Consider the following 14,736-nt stretch of genomic DNA (forward strand, 5'->3'; position numbering starts at 1 on the left):
TTATTTCGTTGTCATCCATGACCAAACATTCTCTACTTGTAGCAAATCATCTGCCAGTTGCTTTTGCCAGTAATGCGTTGTAAGGCCTTCCTCACGCCATGCCCATAAGCGACGCGTGTAATGCTGTAGGCTATGCTCATAGGTTACACCAATTGCCGCATGAACTTGGTGAGCAGAAGTTGCTACGATTTTGCTTGCCTCGTCTAAACGAATGCTTGTGAAAGCTACTTCATAGCGCTCGGTCTCATTTACTAATGCCCCTGCCATATTTTCAATCGCCGCCGTCGCAATTGCTGCCTCTCCTGCAAGATTAGCCAAGTGCTGCTGCACAAGCTGAAAGCGATGAATCGGGCGACCGAACTGTTCACGTTCCTTTGAATATCTTACTGATAACTGAAAGGCTTTATCGAGAGCACCACTCAGTGCAGCTAGCTTTGCGGCTGTCGTATATTTGATTAGCTTTTGAAGTTGCTGCTCGTTGATTTCCGTTTGTGCAATGATTTCAGCTTGCTGGAAGTTCACTGTATCACGCGGCTCGGCTGCTAAATTTGTTGCCTGTACAATGCTTGCTTGTGCTAGACCTACGGCAATTAGCTTCAGCACCTCCCCCTCTTGAGCAAAAGTTACGAGCTGCTGTGCACTTCTCGCCCACGGCACATTGGGAATGTTGCCATCAAGTTTGCCATTTGTCATTGTTAGCATCTGCTTGTCGTTAAAAGAAATCGTTGTAATAGATTCAAACGGTGTAAGCCTTACGTATTCCAAAATAAAATTAGCGAGCGTATGCTCAAGTACAGGTGCAGGTACGGCATAATAGCCAGTTAGTTGATAGAGTGCTAGTAAATCAGCTATATCCCCATTTGCTCCTCCGTACTGCTCTGTTATCGCGACTTTCAATAGCTCATTATCCTCTAGCTGTTGCCATAATGTAGTAGCCCATTTACCTTCCTCTAGTAAGTCAACAGTTTCCTTTGTAATAAGGCCTTTATATATTTTCTCAACGACCTCTGTTACAAATTCCAGCATTTCACTCATTGTGCAACAACCCCCTTTGCGACAATGCCATATAGCACTTCTGATGTGCCACCTCTAATTGTAAAGCCGGGTGCATGTAGAATTGATTCCGCCATATAGCGGTCAAAGGCGCGTTCTGCCTGCAAGCGTGGGTATGTTGCGACAAGTAGGCGTGCAATTTCGGGTATTTTCTGTTCAAACTTCGTTCCAATGCTTTTTACAAGTGCTGCTGGAATTGCCACCTCACCGCCTTCCTCCAATACTTGTGCTACGCCAATTGATAAATTGCGTAAGCTCCACATTTCTGCTAATAGCCTGGAAGCAGTAGCTAAACCAACAGTGTCATATGCCTGTTTTAATTCAATAATTAGTTCATTCAATAACGGAAATGTGCTTAAAATACGCTCTGGACCGCTGCGCTCAAAGGCAAGCTCCGCTAACCCCTGTGCCCAACCATTACCAATCGTGCCAACAACCATTGCATCTGGCACAAACACATTTTCAAAAAATACATCGTTAAAATGTCGCTCTCCCGTTAAATAAGGAATCGGCGTAATCGTCACACCGGGCGCATGCAAATCAATAATTAACTGGCTTAAGCCACTGTGCTTAGACGCTTGGTCATAGGGTGCAGTACGCACAAGTGTCACCATATAATGCGCATCATGTGCGTTACTCGTCCACGTCTTCGCCCCATTCACAAGCCAGCCACCCTCTACCTTCTCTGCTTTTGTACGGACAGATGCTAAATCAGAGCCACTATTCGGCTCACTTAAGCCAATCGCAAAAAAACAATTCCCTCGAATAATTTTAGGCAAAAACAATTGACGCTGCTCCTCCGTACCAAAGCGCAATAGCAAAGGACCTGTCTGCCTATCTGCAAACCAATGGGCTGCAACTGGTGCACCCGCAGCCAAAAACTCCTCTGTCAATATATAGCGTTCAATCGTACTACGCTCGCCCCCACCATACTCCTGCGGCCAAGTCATCCCAATCCAGCCCTGTTCTGCTACTAATTTAGAAAAAACAGGGTCACTTCCACTTAACCATGAATCACACTTCGTTCGAAATATCCCTTCCTTGAGGTGACGCTGTAAAAAAGCACGCACCTCTAACCGAAACTGCTCCTGCTCTTGCGTAAAATGCACAACTGGTAATTTCATTTCTCCCATCCCCTTTTGTCATGCTTCCCCCTTATTTTATCGCTTGCTACACATAGATGTCTAATAATTTCGAATTGTATTTAATTTTCAGAATTGTTTGCGTGCCAGGCACCGAGTTGCTCAATGAAGCTACGTGACTTCAAGCGAATCCCTGTCTGCTCTTCGTAAATTGTTGTCACAATTTTTTTAATAAACATCTTCGTTTGGGGCTTTAAATCTAGCTTGCCGACTTGCTCAATTGGCATCATATAAAACATCCGAATAAGCTTGAGCTGCGTTGGCGAGAGTCGGATAATATATTGGTCATGATGGAAGCAGCGATGGCATAAAAAACCTCCGTGTGAAAAGGAGAAGGCAAATTCACCGTCTGTTGATGCGCAGCTTGCACAAGCTTGTAAAATTGGCTGGACGCCTGCATAGGGCAGCATTTTCCAATCAACGAATAAAGCAATCGCCTCAGGGTCATAGCCTTCATCTATAGCAAGTAATGCTTGCCTTACTACTTCAAAGGCAAATGGCTGAGGCTCGCCCTCTTCTACTAAACGGTCGACCAGCTCACCGACATAGCTTGCATAGGCTGTTGCATGAATATCAGTTTGCATTGTGCGCATCGCATTCAAATGCTCCCCCTGCTGCAAAGTGCCCATCCCCGTTGTTCGCTGCACTAAATACAGGCCGTACATAAAAGGTTGAGTAATACCTGCTAAACGGCTAGTCGGCTTTTTCGCACCACGTGCCATAACGGCTACCTTACCTGCTTCACGTGTCAGCAATGTGACAATTTTATTGGATTCTCCGTATGCTCTAGCCTTGAGAACAATTCCCTCCCATTTATGCAACATTTATAACACACCTCCACTTCATTTTGGTGAATGACTAGATTAATCTATGTTTCACGTAAAAATAGATTGATTTTGAAACATTCATTTCTTATATAATACTTTTCTTAAGAAAATGAGAATAGGTGTCGAGAAAACTAAAAATTTCCCAACACCCTTTATATGTTTAATCAATATTTGTTTATAATTTGGTATGTCTTAATAAAAGGTTATGTTTATCTTATAAGAGATGTCTCTATACAAGCTTCTATGAGCTAGTTTAGCAATCACTTTTCATAAGCTTTATACCAATGATATGGTTGGATTTCCTTTAATGTTTTATACTCCAGTCTACCATCTTGGTTAGTTATAGCTGCTTTTACACTCTCTCCCCAATAAAAAAGTCTTTCCTGACATACACCACAAGGGGTTAAAATTGTAAATTCGGATTCTTCATTTTCTCTTACAATACAGATAGTATGAGTAACCTTTGTATTAAGTTTATGTGCCTCAAGAATTGCACCCGTTTCAATACACAATTCAGTAGAAGCATTGATAATATCTGGTGCTACACTAGTTAAAATTTGACCATCTTCAGTGTACATTGCCGAAGCCCCACCCCAACCAGAAGGGTATCTTTTTTCTATCAAGTCTATTGCTGATTGATAGAGTTTTTGTTCAATATTCATGCCGATATTACCTCCCAATTCATTTAGCGACAGGCGTTTCCTACACCCGCTGCTCCCCTATTAAACACTTATCACAGGAAACATAAGCTGACTCAAAATTAGGAAATGATAACGCTACAGAAATTTCAATATTATCGCCTAAAATACTATACACTTATTTCACAATTTGCAACAGGTGTTCTAACTGATTTATTTCATAAGTAGGCTTTAAATTTGTAGTATTTTCTTTATATTTAGGATTGAACCAACATGTATCAATACCGTAGTTAATTCCACCTTGAATATCAGAAGTCAATGAGTCACCTACCATTAGGACATTTGATTTTTCTGTAATTTGCAGCTTATTAAAAGCATAATCAAAAATTTCAGCTTGTGGCTTTTGAAACCCTGTGGATTCAGAGATAATAATATGCTCAAATTTACCTTCTAAAAAGGAATGATTAATTCTAGATGTTTGTACATCTGTGTAACCGTTCGTAATAATGGCTAATCGCTTATGCGACAAAGCTTCAATAACTTTTTCGGCTCCTTGAACGAGATAGGTTTGTTGGCCAAGAAATTTCAAATAGTCTTGATTGAATACAACTGCGTCCATTTCAAGTTCGTGTTCTAAAAATAATCTCCTAAATCTTTCTGAACCTAGTTCCACTAAGCTTATTTTTCCTCGTTCTAAATCTTCCCATAACACTTTGTTAATTTCTCGATAACTCTTTTCATACAATTTTAAGTTATTTAACAAATTATATTTGCTAAAAACTTTTTTAAAAGCTTCTTGCTCCGATATAGTAAAATCAAAAAGTGTATCATCGATATCGAAATAAATAATATCGTAATTTTTCATTTTAATACTCATCCTCACGGAAGCCGAAGTCACGTAAATGTGTTTGTTTGTTGCGCCAATCCTTTTGCACCTTTACCCAAAGCTCCAAGTATACCTTTGAGCCAAGAAGCATTTCGATATCTTTACGTGCCAGTGTACCGATTTCCTTTAGTAATGCACCGCGCTTGCCAATGACAATGCCCTTTTGTGAATCGCGCTCAACCATGATTGTTGCTTGTACACGAATCATATGTTCATGCTCTTCATCACGCTTAATTTTATCAATGACAACTGCAATCGAATGGGGAATTTCCTCACGTGTTAAATGCAAAACCTTTTCACGAATCAGCTCTGAAATAATAAAACGCTCTGGATGATCGGTCACTTGATCTGCAGGATAATATTGCGGTCCTTCAGGTAAATACTCACCGAGCTTTGCTAATAAATTTTCGACATTATTTCCTTGTAGCGCGGAAATCGGCACGATTTCGCTGAACGGGTATTTATCTTTATAGGATTCAATAATTGTAATAAGCTCATCTGGATGAACTTGGTCAATCTTATTAATGACTAAAAAGACAGGCGTTTTATTACCAGCTAAAAGGTCTAAAATAAATTCATCACCTTTACCGATTTTTTGCTCTGCATTGACCATAAATAAAATAACATCCACTTCACGCAATGTATTTTTAGATACTTTCAACATAAATTCGCCTAATTTATGCTTCGGCTTATGAATACCTGGTGTATCAATAAAAATCATTTGCGAATTTTCAAGTGTCAATACACCTTGCACTTTATTACGTGTCGTTTGTGGTTTATCTGACATAATTGCAATTTTTTGTCCGATAACACGATTCAAAAATGTTGATTTCCCTACATTCGGTCGACCAATAATGGAAATAAAGCCCGATTTATAGGGACTGTTTGCTTGCTGCATAATCTAAATCCTCCGTTGTGAATGCACCCGGTAACAGTTCACCTACTGTCGTTTCTTGTACATCACCTTTTAAGTTTGTTAAATAAACTGGCATACTTGCTGGGAAAAATTCGCTCATCACTTGACGGCATGCCCCGCATGGTGAGCAAGGCTTGTCCGTATCTGCTACTACAGCAATCGCCTTAAATTTCATCACACCTTCAGATACCGCTTTAAAAATTGCCGTTCGCTCTGCACAGTTTGCCATGCTATATGCGGCGTTCTCGATATTACAGCCTAAATAAACTGTACCATCCTCTGCTAAAAGTGCTGCGCCTACTGGAAATTTTGAATAAGGTACATACGCCTTTTCACGCGCTATCTTTGATTGCTCCATTAATGTATGTTTATCCATTCTTTTTGCCTCCTATATCACATTAAAACCATTTCGGGAAAAAAATGAGTACTCCGATTATAACACTGCCAATCGCAAATACAAGTACCGCGCCTGCTGCTGCGTCCTTTGCAGCCTTTGCTAAAGGGTGAATTTCTGATGTTGCTAAATCGACAACTCGTTCGATTGCACAATTCATCATTTCCGCACCAATAACTAAAATAATGACTAAAACGATAATTAGCCACTCTATCACGCTCAAGCCTGTTAATAAGCCTGCAACGATGACGATACAGGCACTTGCTACATGAAAGCGCATATTTTGCTCCTTTACCGCCTCCAGTATTCCTTGAAAGGCATAGAAAAAGGAGCGTAAAAATTTACGGATATCCATTATGCCTCGCGCCCTAGCCCGAAGGACGACAAAATTGCATTTTGTTTATCAAACATTTCTTTTTCATCTTGTTCATTCATATGGTCATATCCCAATAAATGCAAAAATCCATGGAGTGCTAAAAAGCCTAGCTCTCGCTCAAAAGAATGTCCATACTCCTCCGCCTGCTCCTGTGTACGCTCGACCGAAATAATAATATCTCCTAAAACACGTGGTAGACCTTCACCAATAATTTCTGTTTCTCCTTCACCTAGCTCCTCTAAAGCAAAGGAAATAACATCTGTTGGCTGGTCTTTATCGCGGTACTCTCGATTGATTTCATGTATGGCTTCATTCGTAACGAATGTAATTGATAGTTCGCTACCATCATCAATCTGCTCTTCTTTTGCCGCATACTGCAATAAGCGCTCGACTAAATCGATATGCGCTTTTTGAACCGAATCCGTTTCATCTAAAAAATCGATTTCTAACGCCATTTGCAAACCTCCTATTTTGGATATTCGATGCGTGAATGGAATGTACCGTTTAATGTTTCACATAACACATCTTCAATAATTTTTAATTCCTTCAATGATATATCGCATTCATCAAATTGGTCATCCTGCACGCGGTCCTGAATAATGGACTGTACTAGCTTTTTAATTTTGTCAGCAGTCGGCTCCTTCATGGATCGTACCGCAGCTTCTACACTATCTGCAATGCTAATAACAGCAATTTCCTTCGTTTGCGGCTTTGGTCCTGGGTAACGGAACGCTGCCTCATCAACATTCATGCCCTCTTCCTTCGCTTTAAATACGAAAAATTTCAATAAGCTTGTGCCATGATGCTGTAACGCAATATCAATAATCTCCTGTGGCATGCGATGCTTATGCAGGAGCTCTGCGCCGTCCGTCGTATGTGCAATAATAATATCTGCACTCGATTGTGGAGGTAATGTATCATGCGGGTTAATACCTGTCATCTGATTTTCAATGAAGAAGGAAGGTCTTCTCGTCTTCCCGACATCATGGTAATAACAGCCGACGCGCGCTAATAGCCCGTCCGCACCAATTGCTTCACAAGCTGTTTCCGCCAAATTTGCTACCATAATGCTATGGTGGTAAGTACCCGGCGTTTCCGTTAATAATTTGCGAAGTAATGGATGGTTTGGATTCGATAGCTCAATCAAGCGCATTGTTGATAAAATGCCAAATGCCGACTCAAAGAACGGTAATAACCCCATCGTCAACGCACCGGAAAGCACTGCTGAAATGATAGCCGCCGTCAAATAGAAGCCTATTTCGGTGATACCATAGCCCGACTGAGACATTAATAAATAAAAACTAATAAATAAAATATTAATAACTGAGAGAATGCCACATGCCTGCAATAATGATGAGCGCTTTTCAAGATTGCGCATGAAAAATAGCGTCGCAAAACCGCCAAACATTATGTACAAGGCAATATCCATTTGTAACACAGCAGCATAGCCACTATGGAACATGACACCTGCTGATGTCGCCGTCATAACCGTTACAATTGATGCCACTCGGTCATCCACAAGCAAGCGAACAAGCATTGTCGCTAAAGCAACTGGGAATAAAAAGGCAATCATCACATCAAAATTATCCGCTACAATGCTAATTAATTTCATAATAATAAGACATATTGTATAAACTATTGTTGTAACAAGCAGCTCGTTTCGACGTTTGGCTATCGGCTTTTTTGAACGGTCAAAAACGATATAAATAAAGGCCATCTGCAAGAAAATTAAAATGAGTAACCCAAAAATCGGCTTTAAAGATTCCTTCGTATCTAGCATACCTAGCAACTCTAATTGTCGGTATACTTCACGGTCTATAAGCTCCCCTTCTTGCACGATAATTTGACCTTGTAAAATACGTGTTGCTTCAACCATTTCGCGTGCTTGTCGAACGCGCAACTCGGTCTTTTCTTCATCTAGCACTTCTGTTTCGACAATAGCAGCTCGTCCAAGTGTAATAACTGTATTAAGTAACGGCTCCGCTATTGCTGATTGCTGACGTATTTTACTATCAATTTCATTGCGAATTGTTAAGATTTGCTCTTTACGGAATGGTCGGTCTAACGCATTTGATACGAGCTGTGCTAAACTATCACGCGTATTATTTAATAGCTCCTCGTCAATCGTTAACAATACTTCAAGCTGTGTATTGCTAATACTTATTGAAGTTTGTGATTCCGTAATATCTTTTAAACTTGTTTTTAATTGCTCTACTCTTGATTCAATTGAATCATCCTTTGTCTCTTCTCGTACATCAAGCACGATATCAAAAACAGATGTAATAATGGCTGTACGATGGTCTGCTACTTCCTCATTGAAGACGTAGACAGGCTCAACAGATTTCTCCGCATTATCACGTTCCCTTTCCGTTTTCACCGAATCTTCTACAGTTTTCACAGAACGAATTGTTTCGGGTGCTAGCTGCAGCAACTGTATATCGTATGTAATGCCCCTTACATTGCCTGCCATAAACAAAAATTGAATAGTTGCTGTAATTAAGAGGACTAATATTAAAAAATAACGAAATTGAATGATTTGCATTATGTTTTTTAATTGTTTTCTCATTGCACACCTCCACTTATTATTTTACCAATTTTTGAGCGTGATTTCATGCTTATTTCGTGTCATTTTAACTTCTTTTAGCAATGTTTTCTGCGGCGAGTAATCGCAGGAGCACATATTTTGTACAGATAGCGTAAAAACTTTCATACCTTTCTAGGTAGCAAGATGAATGCAAGTATTAAACCGATTTTCAGCAAGTGTTCAAATAATCGCTAAAAAGTTATGCCTTCGACGGATGTCACAGATTTTGAAGGGAGGTCTGCGTGATGCAGGTCAGTTTATCTTCCACTGGTTAGCGTGAAAAAATTTGGACGAGAGCTAGCCAAGGCATAATTGAGTGGAATAGCTAAAAAGAGACTGCTAGTAAGTCACAACTCTCCCTGACTTTCTAGCAGCCCTTAGCAATTTATGTCGTTAAGTTGCTTTCAAAAATCGGTGCACAGCTTACTCCTTACAGCTCCTGCTCCGCATATGCTTGAATTACTTTTGCTACGAGTGGGTGACGCACAACATCCCCTTGCTCAAGAATTTGGAAATGTATGTCCTTGACATATTTCAGTGTACGTTCCGCAATAATCAGACCCGATTCCGTGTTTTTCGGAAGGTCAATTTGTGTTTTATCCCCAGTAATAACCATTTTAGAACCAAAGCCAAGGCGTGTTAAAAACATTTTCATTTGCTGATGCGTTGTATTTTGTGCCTCGTCTAATATAACGAAGGCATCATCTAATGTACGACCGCGCATATACGCCAATGGCGCAATTTCAATTGTACCACGCTCAATTAAACGCTGCGTTTGTTCTACGCCGTAAATATCATGTAGTGCATCATAAAGCGGGCGTAAATAAGGGTCAACTTTTTCCTTTAAATCACCTGGCAAAAAGCCTAACGACTCACCAGCTTCAACAGCAGGTCTTGTTAAAATAATGCGCTTCACATGACCGTTTTTTAAAGCCTGTGTTGCCATAACAACAGCTAAATAGGTTTTACCTGTACCGGCTGGGCCGATGCCGAAAATCAAGTCACGATGGCGAATGGCACGTATATATTCTCGCTGTCCAATCGTTTTCGCACGAATCGGCTTGCCCTTTGTATTACGTGCAATTTCTTCCTCATAAAGCTCTGCAAAATATTCGATTGTACCTTTGTTGGCCATTTCAATTGCTGTTGATGCGTCCCGTTGGTCAACATTAATCCCTTTACGAATCACCTGTAGTAGCGCATGTAGCACGGATTTAGCCTGCTCCTTCTGTGCCTCATCATCGCCCGCAATTTGTACTACTTCCCCACGTGTAATAACTTGTACTTTATACGTTTCTTCAATTAATTTAATATTTGCATCCGACATGCCTAATAACATAACTGCTTCATTCGGATTGTCTAACTGTAATTGTGAAATTTTTTCTGACATCCTAACGCTCCTTAATTAATAGGATAAGGTTTGGCAATATTTTCATTGATTAAATATAGAACCTTCCCCTTTACTTTACCATCTACAAATTGAATGTGTAAAAGGTTTTCTTTTTTAATAATGCTCTTCGTTGGTAATGATTGTACCATTTTTTCATGCAGCAATGGCATAATTCGCGATTCAATCTGTTCTTCTGTCAACGTTTCAACTATTTTTTCTCTCGTCTCTATTTTAGCAACACGTATATAACGCGCTAACCATTCAGGCAATGGTAGTGCTTTTATTTCTGTTGGTAGCCCTTCAGGAGTAAACGTAAAGTGCCAAGCCTCTGCTGTTACAACTTCATATTGCACTTCTTGCGGGATTGTAAACTCGCTCTCTAGCCAATAGTCTGCATAAACGTCACCGACTGCACCAATTAAAAGCTGTCTTTCCCCTACTAGCATCAGCCCAGATACGAGTGTATCCCCTTTATATACTGTCGTATTTGGCGTTACTTTACGCTCACCACTTTTTATATCAAAATGGGTGATGACACCACTGCTACCAGCAATAAGATGATAATAGCCATCTTTATTTTCCTTCATTTCATTTTTCGGTGCGAGCTGTGGACGGATGGTCATTTTACTTCCTACTTTCGCAACATGCACCCATGAATACTCGCGAAAGTTTTGCATAATGAACTCTCGTACCTCTTGATCTGTCGGTAAGCGTTTTTTTAGAATAGGTGCAGCAAATTCCTTTTGCACTAAACGCTCGATTGCAGCCTTTTGTTCTGGTGTATCTCCTTGTATATCAATTTCCCATATCCAATAATTGCAAAGTAACGGTATGAGCCATAGACAAAGTAAACTAACAATTGTCATCAATCGCTTTGGAAGTAGCTCGTCTGTTGTTAAATAGTGTAACTTCAATTTGACACGATGCTTACTGCGTGCTTTGCGCAATATAGCGATATGCTGGCGAGCCAATTCAAATTGTAGCACTTCTTTTGTCGAACGCACATGATAAATCGGTACATGATGGCTATGTAAATATTGTAGTAAATCATTTGTTTTTTGATTTTTTTGCACCGATACGCGAACACGGCGATAATCAATATTATGCATGCTTTTCAATTTGTAGTGCATGTAATTTTTCACATGATACGGTAAAACCATTTGTCGCCAATACAGTTACAGTAATTTGCTCTCCCTTAATATGCACAACATAATCTTCTATCATACACGAGCAACTCGCATCAGATGCAGCTAGTATGCGATAATTCCCATGCCATTTAAGCAGTTTAAAATTGGTCATTTCAAATATTGCAGCCATTTGAAATAATTTTTTCATAAAAAACAGCCTCCCTTTCTCATACTATATGCATTAGAAAAAGGAGGCATGTATAAGATTAATTAGGCGTCAACGTAATTGCGTCCAGATTTTCTTCGAGCTAATTGGTAGAAGTGAATCTAAAATTGGCACATCACGTGACATCCGTTGGAGCTTAAACCACATGATGTTAGACATTCAATCGTTGCCACAGAAAGTAGCATACTTAGACTGAGCTCCTTGTATCAAGATGTGTTTTGGCACTCGCTGAAAAGGCCTACGGCAGGCATTCATCTCGCCATTTATAGAGATAAGGAATTTCTTCTAAAAGAAGTTATCGTACTTGTCGTCGCTTTGCTCTTGGCGGACCTAAAATTTCCGCGGCAACAATTGCCTGAACAAGTGCTTTCTTTGTCGTAGGAGCTGTAAAAACAGCTGTTTCTCGCTCCTTCATTTGCGTCACACGTAGTGATTGTTCAATATTTGGACGTGCTACCGTCTTCTCATAGGTTACTTTTGGTACCTCTACCGTTTCAACAATCGGCTCTATTTTTCGCTCAGTTCGCTCAGTTCGCACTGGCACAACGGGCTTAATTTCTTTCCATTGCTGCTCTACCTCAGCCTTTTTTTGTTCAAGCTGCCCAAAGATTTCACTCGCGAAATCCTCTAAAGACCTAGTTGGTGTTGTCTTGGCTTGGCGTGGCTCACGATTAGGTTTTGATTGCTCATTAAATGGTGGCATGCTTTTCGTGTTTTTGGACTTATCTTTTTTACCGAGCAATGAGGAAATAATCCCAAGCACAATAAGGATAATTAAAGACTCCACTTAAGCAACCTCCCTTCTAACTTAGACGATACACTATTTGTTCTGCGTATTATCATCATTTGTTGATTTCGCAATTGAATCACGCATCATAGTATCCGCTTGAATGTTTTTATAGTTCATATAATCCATAATACCAAGGTTACCTGAACGTAAAGCTTCTGCCATTGCCATTGGTACTTCAGCCTCTGCTTCAACAACTTTTGCTTTCATCTCTTGAACTTTAGCTACCATTTCTTGTTCTGTTGCTACGGCCATCGCACGACGCTCTTCCGCTTTCGCCTGTGCAATATTTTTGTCCGCCTGTGCTTGCTCAATTTGTAATTCAGCACCGATGTTTTTACCTACATCAACATCCGCGATATCAATCGATAGAATTTCAAAGGCTGTACCGGAGTCCAAGCCCTTCGCTAATACAGTTTGTGAAATCAAATCCGGATTTTCTAATACAACAGAGTGCGATGCTGAAGAACCGATTGTCGATACAATCCCTTCCCCGACACGGGCAATAATTGTATCCTCACCAGCACCACCGACTAAACGGTCAAGGTTTGTACGTACTGTAATACGTGCCTTTGCTTTTACTTCAATCCCGTTAATTGCCACACCCGCGATAAATGGTGTTTCAATTACTTTCGGGTTAACCGACATTTGTACTGCCTCTAAAACGTCACGACCTGCTAAATCAATCGCAGCGGCACGCTCAAAAGATAATTCAATATTCGCACGGTGCGCAGCAATTAACGCATTAACTACGCGGTCAACATTACCACCTGCTAAATAATGTGATTCTAACTGATTAATTGTTACTTCAATTCCTGCTTTATGCGCTTTAATTAAAGGGTTAACAATACGCGATGGAATTACTCGACGTAGTCGCATCCCGATTAATGTGAAAATACTTACACGAACACCTGCTGCTAACGCACTAATCCACAGCGTTACTGGAACGAATGTGAAAAAGATAGCTAGAATGATAAAAATAGCAACGATAATTATCGTTAAACCAATTACACCTGCTTCAACAAACATACTATTATTCCTCCGTTTCTTCTGATACTGCTCGCACAACAATGCGTGAGCCTTCTACCTTAATAATTTCTACATGCTTACCAGCATCAATATAACTGCCGTCTGACACTGCATCAACGCGCTCCCCATCAATGGAAACAACACCTGCTGGTCTAAACGGTGTCAGCGTTTTACCTTTTTTGCCGATAAGCTCAAGTCGATTGACATTGGACACATAGCCTTCCTCCGTCGTCGTTGCATCCTTTAACACAAGCTTGTTAAACATATGCAATTTTTTGCCAAAGAATTTCATAAGTATCACCATTCCTATAACTGCGATTAACAGCGCAATTAAAATTGAATACCCCATCTGGACAAAATTAGCACCTGCTAAAAGCAAACTTAATACTATTGAAGCACCTCCAATAATACCAACAATGCCACCGGGGACGAAAAATTCCGCAACTATAAGAATTATACCAATAATTAGTAGTAAAATCGATTCATAGCCTGCAATACCAGCAATTAAATGACCGAAGAAAAATAATCCAAGTGCGGACAAGCCCATCACGCCTGCTACGCCAAAGCCCGGTGAATAGAGCTCAATAACTAAACCGAGACTGGCAATCGATAAAAGTATTGGTATAACAATTGGATTTGTCACGATACGAGCAATTTGCTCAGCAACAGTTGGTTCTAAATCAATGACTATACTGTCCGCTAAATTTTCCCGCTCTAACACTTCCTGCAAATTTTTCACAGTGCCGTTTGAGTATTCTACTTTAAGCGCTTCCTCAGCAGATAAAGTAAGGAAGTCTCCCTTCGGTGCCCCATACTCACTCATATCTAGCGATGAATCTGCCATCGCCTGTGCATATTGCGGATCTCGATTTGAGCTTTCTGCTGCTGCAATCATTTGTTTAATCCAAGCACTTTGCGCCTTTAATTCTGCCGCGTTGCCAGCGCTATCCACAACACCTGCTGCACCAATTGTGGCATCAGGCGTCATATAAATACTGTCTGCATTTAACGCGATAAGCGCCCCTGCTGAATGCGCTTTCGTATTAATAAAGGCAATGACTTTCATATCTTCGGATTGCTTAATGATTTTTGCAATATCTTCTGCTGCGTCTGTGAAGCCACCTGGTGTATGTATTTCAAGCACAATCGCTTCCGCACCATGTTCTTTTGCATCTTGGAATGCACGTTGTAAAAAAGCTGTTAAACCTTTTTCAACATTATTTTCAACTGGCACATGATATACTTTGCTCTTAGCAAATGTTTGCGTAGGGAAAGCTAGGACAATTGACAGCATAAGAAGTACTAACCAGCTCAGTATTCGTGTCCTTTTCATGACGTCTCTCCTTTCTAAAAATTTGATT

16 protein-coding genes are annotated in these 14,736 nt (G+C 40.3%); all 16 read right to left on the minus strand.

Translation table 11 applies throughout. The features are described from left to right. The 16 genes from MHB51_RS04885 to MHB51_RS04960 all read right to left on the minus strand — a co-directional run bounded on the left by MHB51_RS04885 (nucleotide 1) and on the right by MHB51_RS04960 (nucleotide 14,708). Nucleotides 1–1,035 (minus strand): acyl-CoA dehydrogenase family protein, encoded by a 1,035-nt coding sequence (locus tag MHB51_RS04885; RefSeq protein ID WP_342559124.1) that lies wholly within the window; start codon nucleotides 1,033–1,035, stop codon nucleotides 1–3. After that, on the minus strand, nucleotides 1,032–2,177 hold the full coding sequence (locus MHB51_RS04890) for an acyl-CoA dehydrogenase family protein (RefSeq protein ID WP_342559125.1): 1,146 nt from the start codon (nucleotides 2,175–2,177) through the stop codon (nucleotides 1,032–1,034). The genes MHB51_RS04885 and MHB51_RS04890 overlap by 4 nt, the downstream gene beginning before the upstream one ends. 80 nt (nucleotides 2,178–2,257) lie before the next feature. Then, complete coding sequence (recO, locus tag MHB51_RS04895; protein ID WP_066164010.1) at nucleotides 2,258–3,019, minus strand: DNA repair protein RecO; 762 nt, start codon at nucleotides 3,017–3,019, stop codon at nucleotides 2,258–2,260. Nucleotides 3,020–3,282: 263 nt separating this feature from the next. Beyond that, nucleotides 3,283–3,684 carry a cytidine deaminase gene (locus MHB51_RS04900; RefSeq protein ID WP_107942486.1) on the minus strand — a complete coding sequence of 134 codons (402 nt, stop codon included), beginning with the start codon at nucleotides 3,682–3,684 and terminating at the stop codon, nucleotides 3,283–3,285. A gap of 154 nt (nucleotides 3,685–3,838) precedes the next feature. Then, nucleotides 3,839–4,525 carry a YjjG family noncanonical pyrimidine nucleotidase gene (locus tag MHB51_RS04905; protein WP_342559126.1) on the minus strand — a complete coding sequence of 229 codons (687 nt, stop codon included), beginning with the start codon at nucleotides 4,523–4,525 and terminating at the stop codon, nucleotides 3,839–3,841. 1 nt (nucleotide 4,526) lies between these two features. Continuing rightward, the gene (gene era, locus MHB51_RS04910; protein WP_066164019.1) at nucleotides 4,527–5,444 is read right to left on the minus strand and encodes a GTPase Era; all 918 of its coding nucleotides are present in this window, start codon (nucleotides 5,442–5,444) and stop codon (nucleotides 4,527–4,529) included. Further along, nucleotides 5,419–5,838, minus strand: a complete 420-nt coding sequence (locus MHB51_RS04915) for a cytidine deaminase (RefSeq protein WP_066164022.1) — start codon at nucleotides 5,836–5,838, stop codon at nucleotides 5,419–5,421. Before MHB51_RS04915 ends, era begins: the two co-directional genes overlap by 26 nt. A 22-nt stretch (nucleotides 5,839–5,860) precedes the next feature. Beyond that, nucleotides 5,861–6,211 (minus strand): diacylglycerol kinase family protein, encoded by a 351-nt coding sequence (locus MHB51_RS04920; RefSeq protein WP_342559127.1) that lies wholly within the window; start codon nucleotides 6,209–6,211, stop codon nucleotides 5,861–5,863. Continuing rightward, entirely contained in the window at nucleotides 6,211–6,687 is a 477-nt protein-coding gene (ybeY, locus tag MHB51_RS04925) for an rRNA maturation RNase YbeY (RefSeq protein ID WP_066164027.1), read from the minus strand. The genes MHB51_RS04920 and ybeY overlap by 1 nt, the downstream gene beginning before the upstream one ends. A gap of 11 nt (nucleotides 6,688–6,698) precedes the next feature. Continuing rightward, entirely contained in the window at nucleotides 6,699–8,798 is a 2,100-nt protein-coding gene (locus tag MHB51_RS04930) for an HD family phosphohydrolase (RefSeq protein ID WP_342559128.1), read from the minus strand. Nucleotides 8,799–9,246: 448 nt separating this feature from the next. After that, a complete protein-coding gene (locus tag MHB51_RS04935) occupies nucleotides 9,247–10,206 on the minus strand; it encodes a PhoH family protein (protein ID WP_107942482.1) in 960 nt (319 codons plus the stop codon). A gap of 11 nt (nucleotides 10,207–10,217) precedes the next feature. After that, complete coding sequence (locus MHB51_RS04940; protein ID WP_342559129.1) at nucleotides 10,218–11,336, minus strand: sporulation protein YqfD; 1,119 nt, start codon at nucleotides 11,334–11,336, stop codon at nucleotides 10,218–10,220. After that, the gene (locus MHB51_RS04945) at nucleotides 11,308–11,541 is read right to left on the minus strand and encodes a hypothetical protein (RefSeq protein ID WP_066164039.1); all 234 of its coding nucleotides are present in this window, start codon (nucleotides 11,539–11,541) and stop codon (nucleotides 11,308–11,310) included. The genes MHB51_RS04940 and MHB51_RS04945 overlap by 29 nt, the downstream gene beginning before the upstream one ends. Before the next feature lie 313 nt (nucleotides 11,542–11,854). Continuing rightward, complete coding sequence (locus MHB51_RS04950; protein ID WP_107942480.1) at nucleotides 11,855–12,346, minus strand: hypothetical protein; 492 nt, start codon at nucleotides 12,344–12,346, stop codon at nucleotides 11,855–11,857. Between the two features lie 33 nt (nucleotides 12,347–12,379). Continuing rightward, on the minus strand, nucleotides 12,380–13,375 hold the full coding sequence (floA, locus tag MHB51_RS04955; protein WP_342559130.1) for a flotillin-like protein FloA: 996 nt from the start codon (nucleotides 13,373–13,375) through the stop codon (nucleotides 12,380–12,382). Nucleotides 13,376–13,379: 4 nt separating this feature from the next. Continuing rightward, nucleotides 13,380–14,708 (minus strand): nodulation protein NfeD, encoded by a 1,329-nt coding sequence (locus tag MHB51_RS04960; protein WP_342559131.1) that lies wholly within the window; start codon nucleotides 14,706–14,708, stop codon nucleotides 13,380–13,382. Between the last annotated feature and the right edge of the window lie 28 nt (nucleotides 14,709–14,736).

The organism is Metasolibacillus sp. FSL K6-0083 (assembly GCF_038630865.1).
Taxonomy (GTDB): Bacteria; Bacillota; Bacilli; order Bacillales_A; family Planococcaceae; genus Metasolibacillus; species Metasolibacillus fluoroglycofenilyticus.